Source organism: Pseudomonas sp. MYb541 (assembly GCF_037479595.1).
GTDB classification, from domain to species: Bacteria; Pseudomonadota; Gammaproteobacteria; order Pseudomonadales; family Pseudomonadaceae; genus Aquipseudomonas; species Aquipseudomonas canadensis.
Map to the genome: position 1 here is coordinate 120,419 of NZ_JBBGYS010000009.1, position 19,429 is coordinate 139,847.

Consider the following 19,429-nt stretch of genomic DNA (forward strand, 5'->3'; position numbering starts at 1 on the left):
CACGCCTCTCGATGGTCTGAAAAAGATGCGTGATAATAAAGCATGCCCCGCTTGACGGCTAGCGCCGTCGGAGACCCTTGTAATGCCCGAGCAAGATCTACGTTTACAACAGCTGGAAGTCTGGCTGGATGAGCAGTTACCGATCCTTTTCAACGCTCAAGGCTGGGGTGCCGTACCCCCGGCTACATTGACCGCGGCCAGCAGCGACGCGAGTTTCAGGCGCTACTTCCGTTGGGAAGGCGGTGGCCGGACCTTCGTGGTAATGGACGCTCCACCCCCCCAGGAAAACTGCAAACCTTTCGTCGATATCGCACATTTGCTGGCAAAGTCAGGGATAAATGTTCCAAAAATTTACGCAGAAGATTTGCCGCGCGGCTTTCTTTTGCTCAATGACCTGGGCAGAAAAACCTATCTGGACGTGATTGACGACAAAAACGCCGATCAATTGTTCGCCGATGCCATCGACGCCTTGCTGGCCTTCCAGCAACTGCCAATGGATGCGCCGTTGCCCAGCTATGACCTTGCCTTGCTGCGCCGCGAGCTGGAATTGTTTCCAGAGTGGTACGTGCGCCGTCACTTGGGTATCGAACTGGATACGCAGCAGCAAGCGCTGTGGCAGCGTGTCAGTGATCACCTGATCGACAGCGCCCTGGCGCAGCCGAAAGTGTTGGTGCATCGCGACTATATGCCGCGCAACTTGATGATCAGCGAGCCCAACCCTGGCGTGCTGGATTTCCAGGATGCGGTCTACGGGCCGGTCACCTATGACATCACCTGCCTGTTCAAGGATGCCTTCCTCAGCTGGCCCAAGGCCCGTGTGCGGGAATGGCAGCGCGGCTATTGGGAGCGTGCGGGGCAACTGAACATCCCGGTGCAGGCGGATTTCGAAGAGTTCCTGCGTGCCAGCGACCTGATGGGCGTGCAGCGTCACCTCAAGGTCATCGGCATCTTCGCGCGCATTTGCCATCGCGATGGCAAGCCACGCTACCTGGCCGACGTGCCACGCTTCTTTGCTTATATAGAAGAGGTCTTGGCGGACCGTCCGGAGTTGAGTGAGCTGGGTGAGTTGCTCGCCAGCCTGCGCCAATCCGCCGGGGCGAGCGTATGAAGGCGATGATCCTGGCCGCCGGCAAGGGCGAGCGGATGCGCCCGCTGACCTTGCACACGCCCAAGCCACTGGTGCAGGCCGGCGGCAAGCGCCTGATCGAGTATCACCTGGAGGCGCTGGCCAAGGCTGGCCTCACCGATATCGTGATCAACCATGCGTGGCTCGGCCAGCAGATCGAAAGTTACCTGGGGGATGGCGCGCAATTTGGTTTGCGCATCCGTTACTCCCCCGAAGGCGAGCCGCTGGAAACCGGCGGGGGGATTTTCCAGGCGTTGCCGTTGCTGGGGGATGAACCCTTCCTGGTGGTCAATGGCGATATCTGGACCGACTACGACTTCACCCAGCTCAAGCAGCCGCTCAAGGGCCTGGCCCACCTGGTGATGGTCGACAATCCGGCCCATCATCCTTCGGGCGGTGATTTCTACCTGGATCAAGGTTTGCTTCATGATGCAGCGGCCGGTGCCGATAACCTGACCTTCAGTGGCATTTCAGTGCTCGACCCCAAGCTGTTCGCGGGTTGCAGCGCGGGTGCCTTCAAGCTGGCGCCGCTGCTGCGGGCAGCGATGGCCAAAGGTCTGGTAACGGGGGAGCACATGGCGGGACGCTGGATTGATGTCGGCACGTTGGAGCGCTTGGCGCAGGTCGAAACCCTGCTGACAGCGGGGCAGTAACATGCTGTGGCCAGGGACGCTGATCGGCGCCGGGGCTGGCTTTGCCATTGCCAGTATTCCGGGGGCCATGTTGGGTGCACTGTTGGGGCAGGCGCTGGACCGACGCCTGCAATTGCACAGTTGGGCGCAGCTGCGCGAGCGCCTGGGCGGGCGACCGGCGTTGCGCAATGACGAGTTGTTATTTGTGTTGCTGGGGCGTTTGGCCAAGAGCAATGGCCGGGTAGTGGATGGGCATATCCAGCAGGCGCGTCAGGAGATGCGCTCGCTCGACATGACCGACTCGGCCCAGCGCCGCGCGATTGCGGCGTTCAATCGCGGCAAGTCCGGCTCCGACCGTGTGCGCAGTTATCTGCGCGTGCTCAAGGCTCAACCCCATGCGGCGGAAGGCGTATTGCGCGCCTGTTGGCGCATGGTTTGGGCGGACGGCAAGGCGGATGACGCCGAGCGTGACCTGATCGACCTGTGGGGCAAGTGGCTTGGTTGGACGCCGCAACAGTTGCAGGCACTGGCGGCCGACTACACACCGGAGCGCAAGCCGCTGGTCAGTCGCGGTGCTACCTATCAGGACGCGCTGCGCTTGTTGGGGGTGACTGCCACTACCGAGCCATCGGTGATCAAGCGGGCCTATCGCCGCCTGCTCAGCCGCCATCACCCGGACAAGATCGCCGGCACCGGCGCGAGCCCCGCGCAAGTGCGTGAGGCTACCGAGCGCACTCGCGAATTGCACAATGCCTATACATTGATTCGCGAGCGGCGGGATTTTCGTTAGCTTTCACTCCTTCACGTTGATAACCCGCTCCCACAGGGGACCTGCGGTGTTCCCTCAGTCGGCGTTCGCCTGCGGGCTCAACCAGCCGCGAATCCTGCGATACAACTGCTCCTGCTCGGCAGCGCTGTTGCCAGGCAACGCTTTCAATGACACCTGCTTGTAACCGTCATTTTTCAAACGTTTGGCCGTCTGGGCGCGGGCCAGGGCGTTTTTGCGTGATGGGTCGGTGTCCTGGTAGAAGACATCGGCGGTCGGCAACTTCAGGCCGGGGGCCAGTTGTTGTACATCCGGATGCCGTCCGGTGGGCGTTTGCGCCGCGACCATGACGAACTTCTGCACCTGGGACGGTTGTTTTTCGCTCAAATACCGTGCGGCCCACCAGGCACCGGTGCCATGGCCGAGCAGCACCACGCTGCGCGCGCTTTGTGTTTGGGCGAACGCCACGGCGGCATCTATGCGGGCGAAGATGCGCGAAGCGTCGGTCTTGTCCTGCTCATCGGCACCCGGCACCACCGCCGGGTCGGTGCCTTCGGCTTCGGCGCTGGCGGCTTGCTCGATCGGTTTGTCGGCGGTGCTCGCTTCCTTGCTGCTGGTGTCGACAGTCGCCTTGGGCGCTTCCATCACACGCGGTGGCAGCGTATCCACGCTAACATCCGGTAACGACAGGCTGAGACTGCCCCAGTTGGCGTCCGGCAATTTGTGCCGCAACGGGCTGATTGCTTGCGGCCAGTCAGCATTTTCGCCAGCGCCGGGTACGATAATCACCACGCCTTCGGGCTCGGCGCTGTTGGCGGGTTTCCACAGGGCGAGGAAGGAATCGCTGCCGGCCTGCAATTGCTGCTGTTCTTGTTGTGGGATCTTGCGTTCGAGGGCGCTGGCTTCTGCTTGGCTGCGCTCGGGTAAAGGCTGGCGCTCGACGGGTTTTTCGGCGGCAGGTGCGGGTGGGTCAGCGGCCTGTACGGAAAAGGCGCTGGTAAAAAGCAGCGACAGGCACAATGCTGGCAATGCTGAACGGTGAAAAAAGGGCATCGTAAATTCCCGGCCAGAAGTGATTCCAGCAGCCTAATGGGTTGGTCAGTATTTGTCAGTGATGTGAGACGTGGATCATGGGTTTTCGCTGTCTGCTGGTTATCGGCTGTTTGTGCCTTGGCTTGATGGCAAATGCCGCCCCTGCGCCTGTCGCGCCCCAGGCACAGCTCAATGCGCAGCAACGCGATTGGCTGGCTCAGCACCCTGAGCTGCGGGTCGGACTGGTGTTGCAAGCACCCTACGCGCAATACGATCGGCGTTTGCAGCGGCTGTCCGGGGCGAATGTCGAGTTGATGCAATGGCTGGCCAAGGCGCTGAATATCGAGCTGACCTGGCGCAATTTCCCCAATCAGGAACAACTGGAAGCCGCCGTGCGCGAGGGCGAGGTGGACATTGCCCCAGGCCTGCAACAAACCCCGTCCGGTCTGCGCCTGTGGCTGTTCACCGACCCCTACATGCGCGTGCCGCAACACATCGTCGGCATCCGCGATGGCGGCGGTGCCGTGGAGCTGGAAAAACTCGATGAACAATCCCGCGTCGCTGTGCGCATGCCCAGCGCCGTGGCTGATTACCTGCGCAGCACTTATCCCGGCCTCAACCTGCAGGGCGTGCCGATGGAGCGCCAGGCCCTGCAATTGTTGGTGAGCCAGCAAGCGCGTTATGCGGTGGTGGATGAAGCGCAGTTGAGCCGCTTGTCCGGCGAGGCGGAGTTTGCCGGGCTGGCAGTGGTGGGCGATATCGGCCTGCCGCAATTGCTGCGGGTGGCCACGCGACGAGAATGGCCGGAACTGGCCGGCATCATGCAAAGCGCCTTGCGCGCCATCCCCGCTCGCGACTTGGACCAACTGCACAACCGCTGGCTGCAGCCCAAATACCCGCGCCTTACCGAGTCCCCGGGCCTGTGGCAAAACCTCAGTCTGTTGCTGGGCCTGTTGCTGCTCGCCAGCCTGGCCGTGGTGTTCTGGCAACGCCGCCAGCAACGGGTGCTGGAACACGGCTTGTTGGCCGCACGGGAAGAAAGCGCCGCCCGTGCCGCCGGTGCCGAGGCCCTAAGGCTGACACAGTTTTCCATCGACCAGAGCACCGTCGGCATCCTCTGGGTCAACTGGGACAGCCATGTGCGCTACGCCAATCACGCGGCCGAAAGCATGCTCGGCTACGGCCCCGGTGCGCTGATCGAGCGGCCGCTCGCCGACCTTGATCCGAGCCTGGACATGGACCGTTGGCTCAACCTCTGGAAACGTGCACGGGCCAGTGAAGAAGGGCCGCAGAACTTCGCTACCGATTGTCGGCGAGCCGATGGCAGCATCCTGCCAACCAATGTGTCCTTGAGTTTCCTGCGTTTTGCCGAAGCTGAATACCTGGTGGTCTACCTCAACGATGTCAGCGAACTGAGGCGGACGTTGGCCGCGTTGCTGCAAAGCGAAGCGCAACTGCGCGAACTGTCCGCCCACCTGGAAACCGTACGCGAAGAAGAAAAAGCCCGTATCGCCCGCGAAGTGCACGACGAGCTCGGGCAAATGCTCACCGTGCTCAAGCTCGAAACCTCTATGTGCGAGTTGGCCTATGCGCAACTCGACCCCGGTTTGCACGAGCGCTTGAACAGCATGAAGCGCTTGATCGCCCAGCTGTTCCAGTTGGTGCGGGACGTGGCGACGGCATTGCGCCCGCCGATTCTGGATGCGGGCATCGCCTCGGCCATTGAATGGCAAGCGCGGCGCTTTGAAGCGCGTACGCACATTCCCTGTCTGGTGCAGGTTCCGGATAATCTGCCGATCCTCAGCGATGCCAAGGCCATTGGCTTGTTCCGCATCCTGCAGGAGGCGCTGACCAATGTGATGCGCCATGCCCAGGCGCATACTGTCGAATTGACCCTTGCCCTGGAAGGCACGGATTTGCGCCTGACCATCAGCGATGATGGCGTCGGCTTCGTCCAGGCCCAGGGCCGCCCGGTGTCGTTTGGCCTGGTAGGCATGCGCGAGCGCGTGCTGATCATGGGTGGGCAATTGAGCCTGGACAGCGAGTTGGGGGAGGGCACCACCCTGAGTGTCACGGTGCCGCTGGATGCATAACACCAAGAGGAAGTCCCTGTGATCCGCGTACTGGTAGCCGAAGACCACACCATCGTTCGTGAAGGCATCAAGCAATTGATTGGCCTGGCCAAAGACCTGTTGGTGGTGGGGGAGGCCAGCAATGGCGAGCAATTGCTGGAGACCCTGCGCCACGTGCCCTGCGAGGTGGTGTTGCTGGACATCTCGATGCCCGGCGTCAACGGCCTGGAAGCGATTGCGCGGATCCGTGCGCTGAACAATCCGCCGGCAATCCTGGTGCTGTCGATGCACGACGAAGCGCAAATGGCCGCCCGCGCCTTGAAGGTCGGCGCCGCCGGTTACGCCACCAAGGACAGCGACCCGGCGCTGTTGCTCACGGCGATTCGCAAGGTGGCGGCCGGCGGGCGTTACATCGACCCGGACCTGGCCGACCGGATGGTCTTCGAAGTCGGCCTCACCGATGCCCGCCCGTTGCATTCATTACTGTCCGAGCGCGAGTTCTCGGTGTTCGAGCGCCTGGCTCAGGGCGCCAACGTCAACGACATCGCCCAGCAACTGGCGCTGAGCAGCAAGACCATCAGCACCCACAAGGCGCGACTGATGCAAAAGCTCAATATCACGTCCCTGGCGGAGTTGGTGAAGTACGCCATGGAACACAAGCTGCTCTAGCCACATACCTGATAACGACACCGCGAAAACCCCGCCGAGCCCATTCTTGCCGCTTGCAGCTCGCCACTTGTCGCTGCACCGTCCCGTGCGCGCCATCCGTGTAGGGCAATCCCTACCCCAAACCTTCCATCCGGCTGATGCAATTCTCTCCTGGCCCCCGATTTCCGGGGCCTTGCGGCTGGACTACGCTTGTCTCACAGCAGTCCAAAACAAAAAGGTGCGGGTATGAGCGAGGTGGATTCAAATGATGTGCTGGTCAGCTTTCGTGGCGTGCAGAAGAGCTACGACGGCGAGAACCTGATCGTCAAAGACCTCAACCTGGAGATTCGCAAGGGCGAGTTCCTTACCCTGCTCGGGCCTTCCGGTTCGGGCAAGACCACCAGCCTGATGATGCTTGCCGGCTTTGAAACGCCGACGGCCGGCGAAATCCAGCTGGCCGGGCGCGCCATCAACAACGTGCCGCCGCATAAGCGCGACATCGGCATGGTGTTTCAGAACTATGCGCTGTTTCCGCACATGACCGTGGCCGAGAACCTGGCGTTCCCGCTGTCGGTGCGGGGCTTGAGCAAGACCGATATCAGCGAGCGGGTCAAACGGGTGCTGAGCATGGTCCAGCTCGATGCTTTCGCCCAGCGCTACCCGGCGCAACTCTCTGGCGGCCAGCAACAGCGCGTGGCATTGGCCCGCGCGCTGGTGTTCGAACCACAGCTGGTGCTGATGGACGAACCCCTCGGCGCCCTCGACAAGCAACTGCGTGAACACATGCAGATGGAGATCAAGCACCTGCACCAGCGCCTCGGCGTGACCGTGGTGTATGTGACCCACGACCAGGGCGAGGCGCTGACCATGTCTGACCGCGTGGCGGTGTTCCATCAGGGTGAAATCCAGCAGATCGCCGCGCCGCGAACCCTCTACGAAGAACCGAAGAACACCTTCGTCGCCAACTTCATCGGCGAGAACAACCGGCTCAATGGCCGCTTGCACAGCCATACCGGCGAGCGCTGCGTGGTGGAGCTGGCGCGCGGTGAGAAGGTCGAGGCGCTGGCGGTGAATGTCGGCCAGGTCGGCGGCCCGGTGACCCTGTCGGTACGCCCGGAGCGCGTCAGCCTCAATGGTTCCAGCGAATCTTGCGTCAACCGCTTCTCCGGGCGCGTGGCCGAATTCATCTACCTGGGCGATCACGTGCGCGTGCGCCTGGAAGTCTGCGGCAAGGCCGATTTTTTTGTGAAACAACCGATTGCCGAGCTGGACCCAGCCCTGGCGGTTGGCGACGTGGTACCGATTGGCTGGCAAGTCGAGCACGTTCGCGCACTCGACCCACTTCTAGAGGCGAATTGATCGCCCCCTGGCTTCACCAACCCTGCACGTGGAGAGAACAACAATGTTGAGATCCCTGAAGTATTCCGCCCTGGCTTTGGGCTTGATGGGCGCGACACAGGCCATGGCAGGCCCGGACCTGACGGTCGTGTCCTTTGGCGGCGCGAACAAGGCGGCCCAGGTCAAAGCCTTCTACGCACCATGGGAAAGCGCGGGCAACGGCAAGATCGTCGCCGGTGAGTACAACGGTGAAATGGCCAAGGTCAAAGCCATGGTCGACACCAAGAGCGTGTCCTGGGACCTGGTGGAAGTGGAATCGCCGGAGCTGTCCCGTGGCTGCGATGAAGACATGTTCGAGCCACTGGACCCGAAACTGTTCGGCAACAGCGCCGACTACGTGAAGGGCGCGATCCAGCCGTGCGGCGTGGGCTTCTTCGTCTGGTCCACCGTGCTCGCCTACAACGCGGACAAGTTGGCCAGCGCGCCGACCAGTTGGGCGGATTTCTGGGACACCAAGAAATTCCCGGGCAAGCGCGGCCTGCGTAAAGGCGCCAAGTACACCCTGGAATTCGCACTGATGGCCGACGGCGTCGCGCCGAAGGACGTTTACAAAGTGCTGGCCGGCAAAGATGGCCAGGACCGCGCGTTCAAGAAACTCGACGAGCTCAAGCCATCGATCCAGTGGTGGGAAGCGGGTGCACAGCCGCCGCAATACCTGGCTTCGGGCGACGTGGTGATGAGTTCGGCCTACAACGGCCGCATCGCCGCCGTGCAGAAAGAAAGCAACCTGAAAGTGGTGTGGAACGGCGGCATCTACGACTTTGACGCGTGGGCGATTCCTAAAGGCCTGGCGAAAGACCGTGCTGAAGCGGCGAAGAAATTCATCGCCTTCTCGGTGCAACCACAGCAGCAGAAGACCTACTCGGAAAACATCGCCTACGGCCCGGCCAACACCCAAGCCGTGCCGTTGCTGGCCAAGGACATCCTCAAAGACATGCCGACCACCCCGGAAAACATCGCCAACCAGGTGCAGATCGACGTGAGCTTCTGGGCGGATAACGGTGAGCAGTTGGAGCAGCGCTTCAACTCGTGGGCGGCCAAGTAACACCGCATAACCCTCGGGCGAAACCGGCTCATGTAGGGGCTGGCTTGCCTGCGATGCAGACACCTCGGTGCAACTGATGCACCGAGGCGATGCCATCGCAGGCAAGCCAGCTCCCACAGGGACCGTGTTGACCAAGGTCCCAACCGTAGATTTTCGGAGTTTGCCATGGCCATCGCCGTTCCCTCGAACGAGGTCAACAGCCCCACCCTCAAGCAGCGCCTGGCGCGTGCCGAGCGGCTCAATCGCTGGAAGGCCCAAGCCTTGATCGCGCCGCTGGTGCTGTTCTTGCTGCTGGTGTTCCTGGTGCCGATTGTTGCGCTGCTGTTCAAAAGCGTCGGCAACCCGGAAGTGGTGGGCGGTTTACCGCGTACCGTGGTGGCGGTGACGGCATGGGATGGCCGGGGCTTGCCGGGCGAGCCGGTGTACCAGGCCCTCAGTGAGGACTTGGGCGAGGCCCGTCAAAATCAGACCTTGGGCGATCTGTCCAAACGCTTGAACATGGAACTGGCCGGCTACCGCAGCCTGCTGACCAAAACTGCGCGGGCGCTGCCCTTCAGCGAAGCGCCCGCCTCCTATAAAGAAGCGCTGGAAAGCCTCGATGAACGTTGGGGTGACCCGGCGTACTGGCAGGCGATCCGGCGCAATACCAGCAGCCTGACGCCGTTCTACCTGCTGGCGGCGGTCGATCACCGCATCGATGACCTCGGTGAAGTGGCGCCGGCCACGCCGGACCAGGCGATCTATCTGGATATTTTCGCCCGGACCTTCTGGATGGGCCTGGTGATCACTGCGGTCTGCCTGCTGTTGGCCTATCCGCTAGCGTACCTACTGGCCAATCTGCCGGCACGCAAAAGCAACCTGCTGATGATCCTGGTGTTGCTGCCGTTCTGGACCTCAATCCTGGTGCGAGTCGCCGCGTGGATCGTGCTGCTGCAATCTGGCGGCCTGATCAACAGCGCACTGATGGGCATGGGCCTGATCGATAAGCCGCTGGAGCTGGTGTTCAATCGGACCGGCGTCTACATCTCCATGGTGCACATCTTGCTGCCGTTCATGATCCTGCCGATCTACAGCGTGATGAAGGGCATCTCGCCCACCTACATGCGCGCGGCGATTTCCCTGGGCTGTCACCCATTCACCAGCTTCTGGCGCGTGTACTTCCCGCAGACCTACGCCGGTGTCGGGGCCGGTTGCCTGTTGGTGTTCATCCTGGCGATTGGTTACTACATCACCCCGGCGCTGCTGGGCAGCCCGAACGACCAGATGGTCAGCTACTTCGTGGCGTTCTACACCAACACCAGCATCAACTGGGGCATGGCCACGGCGTTGGGCGGCTTGCTGCTGCTGGCCACCGTGGTGCTGTACCTGATCTACAACCGGCTGGTGGGCGCCAGCCGCCTGCGCCTGAGCTGAGGAGACCTTGTGATGCTGAGCCCTTATATGTCGCCCGTTGAGCGGGTGTGGTTCTACAGCTTGCGGATCCTCTGCGGCTTGATCCTGTTGTTTTTGATTCTGCCGGTGCTGGTGATCATCCCGCTGTCGTTCAACAGCGGCAGTTTCCTGGTGTACCCGCTGCAAGGCTTTTCGCTGCATTGGTATCAGGACTTCTTCGCCTCCGCCGAGTGGATGCGGGCGCTGAAGAACAGCATTATCGTTGCCCCTGCGGCCACGGTGCTGGCGATGGTATTCGGCACCTTGGCGGCGATCGGCCTGACCCGCGGCAACTTCCCCGGCAAGGCATTGGTCATGGCGCTGGTGATTTCACCCATGGTGGTGCCGGTGGTGATCATCGGCGTGGCCAGCTACCTGTTCTTTGCGCCGTTGGGCCTGGGCAACAGTTTCTTCTCGCTGATCGTGGTGCATGCGGTGCTGGGTGTGCCGTTTGTGATCATCACCGTGTCGGCGACGTTGCAGGGGTTCAACCATAACCTGGTGCGGGCGGCGGCCAGTCTCGGCGCCTCGCCATTGACTGCATTTCGCCGAGTGACCTTGCCGTTGATCGCGCCGGGGGTGATTTCCGGGGCGCTGTTTGCTTTCTCCACTTCGTTTGACGAGGTGGTAGTAACGCTGTTTCTCGCCGGCCCCGAGCAAGCGACCCTGCCACGCCAGATGTTCAGCGGCATCCGCGAAAACCTCAGCCCGACGATTGCGGCGGCGGCGACTCTGTTGATTGCCTTCTCGGTGTTGCTGTTGCTGACCCTGGAATGGTTGCGTGGCCGTAGCGAGAAACTGCGTACCGCCCAGGTCTGAGTGGGTAAACGCGATCACCTGTGGGAGCTGGCTTGCCTGCGATTGCATCGCCGCGGTTTGCCTGTCACACCGAGTCGCCTGAATCGCAGGCAAGCCAGCTCCCACATAAACCGTGCCCGCGTTGAGTCACCTGACCATTCAGACCCTGAATGCTGGGCAACCCAAAATCCCGAGCTACTCTTGTGCCAGCCCATCACTTAATAAGAGGCCGCGCACATGAGTACTTCCTCATTCAAGATCGCCCACAAACTGCTGACCGGCGCTGGCGCCATCGAACAACTGGCCTTTGAACTGACCCGCCTGGATGTGGACAACCCGCTGATCGTCACCGACGCAGCGCTGGTCAAGTCCGGCACCGTGGCGCTGGCACTCGAACATCTTGGCGAGCGCACCTACGAGATTTTCGACCGGGTGTTACCCGACCCGGAAATCGCCATTGTGGAAGACTGCATGCGCGTTTACCGCGAGGGCGGGCACGACGGCCTGATCGGCGTGGGCGGCGGCAGTGCCATCGATATCGCCAAAAGTGTTGCGGCGTATGCCGGCTACCACGGCGCGCTGGCCGACTTGTTCGGCGTCGACCAGGTGCCACGCAAAGGCCCGCCGCTGATCGCTATCCCCACCACCGCCGGCACCGGCTCGGAGGTGACCAATGTTGCGATTCTCTCCGACAAGGCCGCGCAACTGAAAAGGGGCATTGTCAGCGATTACCTGCTGCCGGACGTTGCGCTGATCAGCCCGCAAATGACCCTGACCTGCCCGCGCAGCGTCACCGCCGCCAGTGGCGTGGACGCGCTGGTGCACGCCATCGAGTCCTACTTGTCGCTGAACGCCTCGCCGATCACCGACGCCTTGGCCATCGGCGCCATCAAGCTGATCGCCAGTGCATTGCCCAAGGCCTACGCCAACCCGGCCAACCTGCAGGCCCGCGACGACATGGCCACCGCCAGCCTGATGGCCGGCATGGCGTTCGGGAATGCGGGAGTCGGCGCGGTGCACGCGTTGGCTTATCCATTGGGTGGGCGGTTCAATATCGCCCATGGCGTGAGCAATGCGCTGCTGCTGCCCTATGTGATGCACTGGAACAAGCTGGCCTGCGTGGAGCGCATGCAGGAGATTGCGCAGGCGATGGGCGTGAATATCACCGGCTTGAGCGTCAACGATGCCGCCGACCAGGCCGTTGAGGCGATGACGCGACTGTGTGCCGCAGTGGAGATCCCGGCGGGCTTGCGCAGTTTCGGGGTGCCCGAGGACGCGATCCCAGCCATGGCGGTAGAAGCGGCGGGTATTGAGCGCTTGATGCGCAACAATCCACGCAAGCTCAGCGCGGTCGATATCGAGAAAATCTACCGGGCCGCTTACTAACCGTTGAGTTAGGTCACGGTGCGCGCGGCAAAGCATGAGGTATACAATGCGCGCCATCGTGATTTAGCTCAAAAAAGGTGCGTCATGCAGCCCTTCGTCATTGCTCCATCGATTCTCTCCGCCGACTTTGCCCGCCTGGGTGAGGAAGTGGACAAGGTATTGGCCGCCGGTGCCGACTTCGTGCACTTCGACGTCATGGACAACCACTACGTACCCAACCTGACCATCGGCCCGATGGTCTGCGCTGCGCTGCGCAAGTACGGCATCACTGCGCCGATCGATGCACACCTGATGGTCAGCCCGGTGGATCGCATCATCGGCGACTTCGTCGACGCCGGCGCCACCTACATCACCTTCCACCCGGAAGCCTCGCTGCACGTCGACCGCACCCTGCAACTGATCCACGAAGGTGGTTGCAAGGCGGGCCTGGTGTTCAACCCGGCCACTCCGTTGAGCGTGCTTGAGTACGTGATGGACAAGGTCGACATGATCCTGCTGATGAGCGTCAACCCAGGCTTCGGCGGCCAGAAGTTCATCCCCGGCACGCTGAACAAGCTGCGTGAAGCCCGTGCGCTGATCGATGCCTCCGGCCGCGATATCCGCCTGGAAATCGACGGTGGGGTCAACGTCAACAATATTCGTGAAATCGCCGCCGCTGGCGCCGACACCTTTGTGGCCGGCTCGGCGATCTTCAACGCGCCGGACTACCAGGAAGTCATCGACAAGATGCGTGCCGAGCTGGCGCTGGCGCGTCCATGAGCGGCTTTGAGCAGCTGTTCCCCGGCAAATTGCCACGGCTGGTGATGTTCGATCTGGACGGCACCTTGATCGACTCGGTGCCCGACCTGGCGGCGGCGGTGGACGAAATGCTGCTCAAACTGGGGCGCAAGCCGGCCGGGATCGAGTCAGTGCGCGAATGGGTCGGTAACGGCGTGCAGATGCTGGTGCGCCGGGCCTTGGCCAACAACATCGATGCTGAAGGTGTCGATGATGTGGAGGCCGAGCATGCGCTGGAACTGTTCAACGCCGCCTATGAAGATGGCCATGAACTGACCGTGGTCTACCCCGGCGTGCGCGACACCCTCAAGTGGCTGAGCAAGCAGGGCGTGGAAATGGCCCTGATCACCAACAAGCCGGAGCGCTTCGTCGCGCCATTGTTGGACCAGATGAAAATCGGCCGGTATTTCCGCTGGATCATCGGTGGCGATACCCTGCCGCAGAAAAAACCCGACCCGGCGGCGCTGTTTTTCGTGATGAAAATGGCCAATATCCCGGCCTCGCAGTCGTTGTTTGTCGGCGATTCACGCAGTGATGTGCTGGCGGCAAAGGCCGCGGGCGTGCAGTGCGTGGCCCTCAGCTACGGCTATAACCATGGTCGGCCGATCGCCGAAGAGTCGCCTTCATTGGTGATTGATGACCTGCGCCTGTTAATCCCCGGTTGCTTGGGAGCTGGCGCTGAGATAACGTTGCCCGATACCGATCCGTCCCCTTCTGGAAATTCCATCGTGGTGGTCACTCGCAAACTCTGGATGAAAGTCATCAAGGCCCTGGCCCGCTGGCGTTGGCGCGCCTGACTGATCCTGGCCGCACTCTGCGGCGCGTTTGCATACCTGACTGTTAGACCCTCAAGCCACGAGGCATATCATGACCCGCGAAGAATTCCTGCGTTTGGCCGCTGCCGGCTATAACCGCATCCCCCTGGCCTGCGAAACCCTGGCCGACTTCGACACGCCGCTGTCGATCTACCTGAAACTGGCCGACGAGCCTAACTCCTACCTGCTCGAGTCCGTACAGGGCGGCGAGAAGTGGGGGCGTTACTCGATCATCGGCCTGCCGTGCCGCACGGTGCTGCGGGTACACGACCATCATGTGAGCATTACCCATGATGGCGTCGAGATCGAAAGTCACGACGTAGAAGATCCGCTGGCGTTCGTCGAAGCGTTCAAGGCGCGCTACAACGTGCCGACCATTGCTGGCCTGCCGCGTTTCAACGGCGGCCTGGTGGGTTACTTCGGTTATGACTGCGTGCGTTATGTGGAAAAACGCTTGGGCAAATGCCCGAACCCGGATCCGCTGGGCGTGCCGGACATTCTGCTGATGGTTTCCGATGCCGTGGTGGTGTTCGATAACCTTGCCGGCAAGATGCACGCGATCGTACTCGCCGATCCATCCCAGGAGGACGCGTTCGAGCAAGGCGGCGCCAGCCTCGAAGCCCTGTTGGAAAAACTGCGCCAGCCGATCACCCCGCGTCGCGGCCTGGACCTCAGCCGTCCGCCGGCGGCCGATCCGATCTTTCGTTCAAGCTTTACCCAGGATGACTACGAGCGCGCCGTCGATACCATCAAGGAATACATCCTTGCGGGTGACTGCATGCAGGTGGTGCCGTCGCAGCGTATGTCCATCGATTTCAAGGCCGCGCCGATCGATCTGTACCGCGCGCTGCGTTGCTTCAACCCCACGCCGTACATGTACTTCTTCAACTTTGGCGACTTCCACGTGGTGGGCAGTTCGCCGGAAGTGCTGGTGCGTGTCGAAGACAACCTGATCACCGTGCGCCCGATTGCCGGCACCCGCCCACGCGGTGCGACCGAAGAAGCCGACCTGGCGCTCGAAGAAGACCTGTTGAGCGACGACAAGGAAATCGCCGAGCACCTGATGCTCATCGACCTGGGCCGCAACGATACCGGGCGTGTCTCGGAAATCGGTTCGGTGAAGCTCACCGAGAAAATGGTGATCGAGCGTTATTCGAATGTGATGCACATTGTGTCCAACGTCACCGGCGAGCTGAAAGCCGGCTTGACTGCAATGGACGCGCTGCGCGCGATTCTGCCGGCGGGCACCTTGTCGGGTGCGCCGAAGATCCGCGCGATGGAAATCATCGACGAACTGGAGCCGGTCAAGCGCGGTGTGTATGGCGGCGCCGTGGGTTATTTCGCCTGGAACGGCAACATGGACACGGCCATTGCGATCCGCACGGCCGTGATCAAGGACGGGGAGCTGCACGTGCAGGCCGGTGGCGGGATTGTCGCCGACTCGGTGCCGGCCCTCGAATGGGAAGAAACCCTGAACAAGCGCCGCGCGATGTTCCGCGCCGTTGCGCTGGCTGAACAGACCCCCAATTCCTGAGGTTTCCCCATGTTGCTGATGATTGATAACTACGATTCCTTTACCTACAACGTTGTGCAGTACCTGGGTGAGCTGGGTGCCGAGGTCAAGGTGGTGCGCAACGACGAAATGACTGTGGCCGAGATCGCTGCCCTGAACCCGGAGCGCATCGTGGTTTCGCCAGGCCCGTGCACGCCGACCGAGGCGGGCATCTCCCTGGAGGCGATCCAGTATTTCGCCGGCAAATTGCCGATCCTGGGCGTGTGCCTGGGCCATCAGTCCATCGGCCAGGCCTTTGGTGGTGACGTGGTGCGCGCGCGACAGGTGATGCACGGCAAGACCAGCCCGGTGTTCCATAGAGATGCAGGCGTGTTTCATGGCCTCAACCTGCCGGTGACCGTGACCCGCTACCACTCGCTGGTGGTCAAGCGCGAAACCCTGCCGGAATGCCTGGAGCTGACCGCCTGGACCCAACTTGAAGATGGCTCGGTCGATGAAATCATGGGCCTGCGCCACAAGACATTGAATATTGAAGGGGTGCAATTCCACCCTGAATCGATCCTGACCGAGCAGGGCTACGAGCTGTTCGCCAACTTTCTCAAGCAGAGCGGCGGCACGCGCTAAGGACTTTCCATGGATATCAAGACTGCCCTGAGCCGTATCGTCGGCCACCTGGACCTGAGCACCGCTGAAATGAGCGATGTGATGCGCGAAATCATGACCGGTCAATGCACCGACGCGCAGATTGGCGCGTTCATGATGGCTATGCGCATGAAGAGCGAAAGCATCGACGAGATTGTCGGCGCCGTATCGGTGATGCGCGAGTTGGCGGACAAGGTCGAGCTCAAGACCCTCGACGGCGTGGTCGATGTGGTCGGCACTGGCGGTGACGGTGCGAACATCTTCAACGTGTCGACGGCTTCTTCGTTTGTGGTCGCGGCGGCGGGTTGCACCGTGGCCAAGCACGGTAACCGCGCAGTGTCCGGCAAGAGCGGCAGCGCCGACCTGCTGGAGGCGGCCGGGATCTACCTGAACCTGACGCCGGTACAAGTGGCGCGTTGCATCGACAGCGTCGGCATCGGCTTCATGTTTGCCCAATCCCATCATGGTGCGATGAAGCACGCCGCTGGCCCGCGCAAGGACCTCGGCCTGCGCACCTTGTTCAACATGCTCGGCCCGCTTACGAATCCGGCCGGTGTGAAACACCAGGTGGTGGGTGTGTTCAGCCAGGCGCTGTGCCGGCCATTGGCCGAAGTACTGCAACGCCTGGGCAGCAAGCATGTGTTGGTGGTGCATTCCAAGGACGGCCTGGACGAATTCAGCCTGGCGGCACCGACTTTCGTGGCAGAGCTGAAAAATGACCAGGTCACCGAGTATTGGGTCGAGCCGGAAGACCTGGGCATGAAGAGCCAGAGCCTGCACGGCTTGGCGGTAGAAAGCCCGGCGGCCTCCCTGGAGTTGATTCGCGATGCCCTGGGGCGTCGCAAGACCGAGAACGGTCAAAAAGCTGCCGAGATGATAGTGTTGAATGCAGGTGCTGCGCTGTATGCGGCGGACCACGCCTACAGTCTTAAAGAAGGTGTTGCCTTGGCCCACGATGCGCTGCACACCGGTCTGGCTCGCGAGAAGCTCGAAGAGCTGGGAGCATTCACCGCGGTATTCAAGATGGAGAATGAAGGATGAGTGTGCCGACCGTTCTGGAAAAGATCCTGGCCCGCAAGGCTGAAGAAGTGGCTGAGCGCCGTGCTCGCGTGAGCTTGGCCGAGCTGGAAGCCCAGGCGAAGATCGCCGATGCGCCGCGTGGCTTTGCCAATGCGCTGATCGCCCAGGCCAAGCTCAAGCAGCCCGCCGTCATTGCTGAAATCAAGAAAGCTTCGCCGAGCAAGGGCGTGATTCGTGAGATCTTCATTCCTGAAGAGATCGCCAAGAGCTATGAGAAGGGCGGGGCGACCTGCCTGTCCGTACTGACCGATATCGACTACTTCCAGGGTTCTGACCTGTTCCTGCAGCAGGCCCGCGCCGCGTGCAAGTTGCCGGTGATCCGCAAGGATTTCATGGTCGACCCGTATCAGATTGTCGAAGCTCGTGCCCTGGGCGCCGACTGTGTGCTGTTGATCGTCTCCGCCCTGGATGACGTGAAGATGGCCGAACTGGCGGCCGTGGCCAAAAGCGTTGGGCTGGATGTGCTGGTGGAGGTGCACGACGGTGACGAACTGGAACGCGCCCTGAAAACCCTCGACACACCGCTGGTGGGGGTCAACAACCGTAACCTGCACACCTTCGAAGTCAGCCTGGAAAACACCCTCGACCTGCTGCCGCGCATTCCGCGCGACCGTTTGGTGATTACCGAGAGTGGCATCGTCAACCGTGCCGATGTGGAGTTGATGGAGATCAGTGGCGTGTATTCGTTCCTGGTGGGCGAGACCTTCATGCGTGCCGAGAACCCGGGAGCTGAATTGCAGCGCCTGTTCTTCCCGGAGCGTGGTGTGGCGGTCAGCGGTTCGACACTGGATTGATGCTGATGCAGCCGTTGGCGATGACCGTCGAAGCAGGGCTTGCCGCCGAGCAAGACCTGCTGGCGGCTGTTTGCGCGGGTGAGCGGGAATATGGGTTGCTGTTCTGGCAACCCAGCGACCAAGCCTTGGTCATGCCACGTCGTTTGAGCCGCTTGCCGGCATTTGAGACCGCCAGCCAGGTTTCCGCGCATGCCGGTTGGCCGGTATTGTTGCGTGAAACCGGTGGAGAACCGGTGCCGCAGTCGAATGCGACGGTCAACATCGCCCTGGTCTATGCTCCGCCGCGCAGTGAAGGCGATCAGAACCGTATCGAAACCGGTTATTTGCGTTTATGCCAACCGATCTGCGACTTGCTGATCGAGTTGGGAGGCGATGCGTCCGTTGGTGAAATCGACGGTGCGTTTTGCGACGGTCGCTACAACGTCAACCTTAACGGCCGAAAAATGGTCGGCACGGCCCAGCGCTGGCGACAAAGTGGTGGTCGCCCGGTGGGGTTGGTGCACGGTGCGCTGTTGCTGGAAAACGATCGCGAAGAGCTGATCGCGGCGGTCAATCGCTTCAATGAAGCTTGCGGCCTCGACCAGCGGGTGCGTGCCGACAGCCATATTGCCCTGCACGAAGCCTTTCCGGCACCGAATGCGCTCAGCCGGCTGGACGCCCTGTACCGTCAAATGCTGGCCAGCTTCCTGCCGGTTTAGCGGGTACCGAACACCACCATCGTCTTGCCTTTGACGTGCACCAGGTTGCGTTCTTCCAGGTCCTTGAGCACGCGACCGACCATCTCCCGCGAACAGCCGACAATGCGCCCGATTTCCTGGCGTGTGACCTTGATCTGCATGCCATCGGGGTGCGTCATGGCGTCGGGTTGTTTGCACAGTTCCAGCAGGCAGCGCGCGACGCGGCCAGTGACGTCGAAGAAGGCCAGGTCGCCGACCTTGCGCGTGGTGTCGCGCAGACGCTGGGCAATCTGGCCGCTCAGGGCGTAAAGAATGTCGGGATCGTACTGGGCCAGTTCGCGGAACTTGGCGTAGCTGATCTCGGCCACGTCGCATTCGACCTTGGCGCGCACCCAGGCGCTGCGTTCCTGTTCCTTGCCGGCTTGTTCGAACAGCCCCAACTCCCCAAAAAAATCCCCGGTGTTCAGGTAGGCGATGATCATTTCGCGGCCGTCTTCATCCTCGATCAGGATGGTGACCGAGCCTTTGATAATGAAGAACAGCGTTTCGGAGCGTTCGCCGGCGCAGATGATGTTGTGCTTGGCCGGGTAGCGGCGGCGCTGGCAATGCATCAACAGTTTGTCGAGATTCTTGATTTTGGGTATGGGAGTAAGGGCAACCATGGTTGTATCCCGAAAAGACTGCGCTAAATAGTTTGAGTTGTTGTATTCATCGGGTATCGGCACTGATACGCGCTGTATAAAGGGTGGCATTACGCCATCGATTTGGCGTCAGCTTAACAGACACATTCTGACTCG

The 19,429-nt window shown here is 61.5% G+C and carries 19 protein-coding genes; 17 read left to right on the plus strand and 2 right to left on the minus strand.

The genetic code is table 11. The features are described 5' to 3' along the window. The first annotated feature begins 82 nt into the window (after window positions 1–82). The 3 genes from WH299_RS08090 to WH299_RS08100 are packed head-to-tail and all read left to right on the plus strand — an operon-like array spanning window position 83 to window position 2,548. Window positions 83–1,108: an aminoglycoside phosphotransferase family protein gene (locus WH299_RS08090; protein ID WP_339550003.1), complete on the plus strand. Its 1,026-nt coding sequence runs from the start codon at window positions 83–85 to the stop codon at window positions 1,106–1,108. Continuing rightward, entirely contained in the window at window positions 1,105–1,779 is a 675-nt protein-coding gene (murU, locus tag WH299_RS08095; RefSeq protein WP_339550004.1) for an N-acetylmuramate alpha-1-phosphate uridylyltransferase MurU, read from the plus strand. The genes WH299_RS08090 and murU overlap by 4 nt, the downstream gene beginning before the upstream one ends. Before the next feature lies 1 nt (window position 1,780). Then, window positions 1,781–2,548: a TerB family tellurite resistance protein gene (locus WH299_RS08100; RefSeq protein ID WP_028618157.1), complete on the plus strand. Its 768-nt coding sequence runs from the start codon at window positions 1,781–1,783 to the stop codon at window positions 2,546–2,548. A 54-nt stretch (window positions 2,549–2,602) separates the two neighbouring features. On the opposite strand, the gene WH299_RS08105 is transcribed toward WH299_RS08100, so the two are convergent. Continuing rightward, window positions 2,603–3,577 carry an alpha/beta hydrolase family protein gene (locus tag WH299_RS08105; RefSeq protein WP_123475086.1) on the minus strand — a complete coding sequence of 325 codons (975 nt, stop codon included), beginning with the start codon at window positions 3,575–3,577 and terminating at the stop codon, window positions 2,603–2,605. A gap of 77 nt (window positions 3,578–3,654) precedes the next feature. Between WH299_RS08105 and WH299_RS08110 the strand changes: the two genes are divergently transcribed. From WH299_RS08110 to WH299_RS08175, 14 genes are all read left to right on the plus strand, one after another. Beyond that, window positions 3,655–5,649 carry a PAS domain-containing sensor histidine kinase gene (locus tag WH299_RS08110; RefSeq protein WP_123475088.1) on the plus strand — a complete coding sequence of 665 codons (1,995 nt, stop codon included), beginning with the start codon at window positions 3,655–3,657 and terminating at the stop codon, window positions 5,647–5,649. Between the two features lie 18 nt (window positions 5,650–5,667). Then, window positions 5,668–6,297 carry a response regulator gene (locus WH299_RS08115; protein WP_025857051.1) on the plus strand — a complete coding sequence of 210 codons (630 nt, stop codon included), beginning with the start codon at window positions 5,668–5,670 and terminating at the stop codon, window positions 6,295–6,297. Between the two features lie 225 nt (window positions 6,298–6,522). Beyond that, the gene (locus WH299_RS08120) at window positions 6,523–7,635 is read left to right on the plus strand and encodes an ABC transporter ATP-binding protein (protein ID WP_122686801.1); all 1,113 of its coding nucleotides are present in this window, start codon (window positions 6,523–6,525) and stop codon (window positions 7,633–7,635) included. Window positions 7,636–7,678: 43 nt separating this feature from the next. Continuing rightward, window positions 7,679–8,719 (plus strand): ABC transporter substrate-binding protein, encoded by a 1,041-nt coding sequence (locus WH299_RS08125; protein WP_028618153.1) that lies wholly within the window; start codon window positions 7,679–7,681, stop codon window positions 8,717–8,719. Window positions 8,720–8,884: 165 nt separating this feature from the next. Beyond that, window positions 8,885–10,132: an ABC transporter permease gene (locus WH299_RS08130; RefSeq protein WP_122729413.1), complete on the plus strand. Its 1,248-nt coding sequence runs from the start codon at window positions 8,885–8,887 to the stop codon at window positions 10,130–10,132. A 12-nt stretch (window positions 10,133–10,144) separates the two neighbouring features. Continuing rightward, complete coding sequence (locus tag WH299_RS08135) at window positions 10,145–10,969, plus strand: ABC transporter permease (protein WP_028618151.1); 825 nt, start codon at window positions 10,145–10,147, stop codon at window positions 10,967–10,969. 216 nt (window positions 10,970–11,185) lie between these two features. Further along, entirely contained in the window at window positions 11,186–12,334 is a 1,149-nt protein-coding gene (locus tag WH299_RS08140; protein WP_339550007.1) for an iron-containing alcohol dehydrogenase, read from the plus strand. An 84-nt stretch (window positions 12,335–12,418) separates the two neighbouring features. Beyond that, window positions 12,419–13,093 carry a ribulose-phosphate 3-epimerase gene (gene rpe / locus WH299_RS08145; protein WP_028618149.1) on the plus strand — a complete coding sequence of 225 codons (675 nt, stop codon included), beginning with the start codon at window positions 12,419–12,421 and terminating at the stop codon, window positions 13,091–13,093. Further along, a complete protein-coding gene (locus WH299_RS08150) occupies window positions 13,090–13,908 on the plus strand; it encodes a phosphoglycolate phosphatase (RefSeq protein ID WP_016977891.1) in 819 nt (272 codons plus the stop codon). Before rpe ends, WH299_RS08150 begins: the two co-directional genes overlap by 4 nt. 70 nt (window positions 13,909–13,978) lie before the next feature. After that, the gene (gene trpE / locus WH299_RS08155) at window positions 13,979–15,460 is read left to right on the plus strand and encodes an anthranilate synthase component I (protein WP_339550008.1); all 1,482 of its coding nucleotides are present in this window, start codon (window positions 13,979–13,981) and stop codon (window positions 15,458–15,460) included. A 9-nt stretch (window positions 15,461–15,469) separates the two neighbouring features. Further along, the gene (locus WH299_RS08160; protein ID WP_126569573.1) at window positions 15,470–16,063 is read left to right on the plus strand and encodes an aminodeoxychorismate/anthranilate synthase component II; all 594 of its coding nucleotides are present in this window, start codon (window positions 15,470–15,472) and stop codon (window positions 16,061–16,063) included. A gap of 9 nt (window positions 16,064–16,072) precedes the next feature. Next, the gene (trpD, locus tag WH299_RS08165; protein ID WP_010206948.1) at window positions 16,073–17,122 is read left to right on the plus strand and encodes an anthranilate phosphoribosyltransferase; all 1,050 of its coding nucleotides are present in this window, start codon (window positions 16,073–16,075) and stop codon (window positions 17,120–17,122) included. Beyond that, on the plus strand, window positions 17,119–17,955 hold the full coding sequence (trpC, locus tag WH299_RS08170) for an indole-3-glycerol phosphate synthase TrpC (RefSeq protein ID WP_122729407.1): 837 nt from the start codon (window positions 17,119–17,121) through the stop codon (window positions 17,953–17,955). Before trpD ends, trpC begins: the two co-directional genes overlap by 4 nt. After that, window positions 17,955–18,653, plus strand: a complete 699-nt coding sequence (locus WH299_RS08175) for a lipoate--protein ligase family protein (protein ID WP_445262703.1) — start codon at window positions 17,955–17,957, stop codon at window positions 18,651–18,653. Before trpC ends, WH299_RS08175 begins: the two co-directional genes overlap by 1 nt. Here WH299_RS08175 and crp read toward each other — a convergent pair. Next, a complete protein-coding gene (gene crp, locus WH299_RS08180; RefSeq protein ID WP_122729405.1) occupies window positions 18,650–19,294 on the minus strand; it encodes a cAMP-activated global transcriptional regulator CRP in 645 nt (214 codons plus the stop codon). The two genes, WH299_RS08175 and crp, sit on opposite strands and share 4 nt — an antisense overlap. Window positions 19,295–19,429: the final 135 nt, after the last annotated feature.

Bases quoted from the DNA above. Each gene is read 5' to 3' on its own strand.
- WH299_RS08090 (WP_339550003.1), top strand. From the start codon at position 83: ATGCCCGAGCAAGATCTACGTTTACAACAGCTGGAAGTCTGGCTGGAT.
- murU (WP_339550004.1), top strand. From the start codon at position 1,105: ATGAAGGCGATGATCCTGGCCGCCGGCAAGGGCGAGCGGATGCGCCCG.
- WH299_RS08100 (WP_028618157.1), top strand. From the start codon at position 1,781: ATGCTGTGGCCAGGGACGCTGATCGGCGCCGGGGCTGGCTTTGCCATT.
- WH299_RS08105 (WP_123475086.1), bottom strand. From the start codon at position 3,577: ATGCCCTTTTTTCACCGTTCAGCATTGCCAGCATTGTGCCTGTCGCTG.
- WH299_RS08110 (WP_123475088.1), top strand. From the start codon at position 3,655: ATGGGTTTTCGCTGTCTGCTGGTTATCGGCTGTTTGTGCCTTGGCTTG.
- WH299_RS08120 (WP_122686801.1), top strand. From the start codon at position 6,523: ATGAGCGAGGTGGATTCAAATGATGTGCTGGTCAGCTTTCGTGGCGTG.
- WH299_RS08125 (WP_028618153.1), top strand. From the start codon at position 7,679: ATGTTGAGATCCCTGAAGTATTCCGCCCTGGCTTTGGGCTTGATGGGC.
- WH299_RS08130 (WP_122729413.1), top strand. From the start codon at position 8,885: ATGGCCATCGCCGTTCCCTCGAACGAGGTCAACAGCCCCACCCTCAAG.
- WH299_RS08135 (WP_028618151.1), top strand. From the start codon at position 10,145: ATGCTGAGCCCTTATATGTCGCCCGTTGAGCGGGTGTGGTTCTACAGC.
- WH299_RS08140 (WP_339550007.1), top strand. From the start codon at position 11,186: ATGAGTACTTCCTCATTCAAGATCGCCCACAAACTGCTGACCGGCGCT.
- rpe (WP_028618149.1), top strand. From the start codon at position 12,419: ATGCAGCCCTTCGTCATTGCTCCATCGATTCTCTCCGCCGACTTTGCC.
- WH299_RS08150 (WP_016977891.1), top strand. From the start codon at position 13,090: ATGAGCGGCTTTGAGCAGCTGTTCCCCGGCAAATTGCCACGGCTGGTG.
- trpE (WP_339550008.1), top strand. From the start codon at position 13,979: ATGACCCGCGAAGAATTCCTGCGTTTGGCCGCTGCCGGCTATAACCGC.
- WH299_RS08160 (WP_126569573.1), top strand. From the start codon at position 15,470: ATGTTGCTGATGATTGATAACTACGATTCCTTTACCTACAACGTTGTG.
- trpD (WP_010206948.1), top strand. From the start codon at position 16,073: ATGGATATCAAGACTGCCCTGAGCCGTATCGTCGGCCACCTGGACCTG.
- trpC (WP_122729407.1), top strand. From the start codon at position 17,119: ATGAGTGTGCCGACCGTTCTGGAAAAGATCCTGGCCCGCAAGGCTGAA.
- WH299_RS08175 (WP_445262703.1), top strand. From the start codon at position 17,955: ATGCTGATGCAGCCGTTGGCGATGACCGTCGAAGCAGGGCTTGCCGCC.
- crp (WP_122729405.1), bottom strand. From the start codon at position 19,294: ATGGTTGCCCTTACTCCCATACCCAAAATCAAGAATCTCGACAAACTG.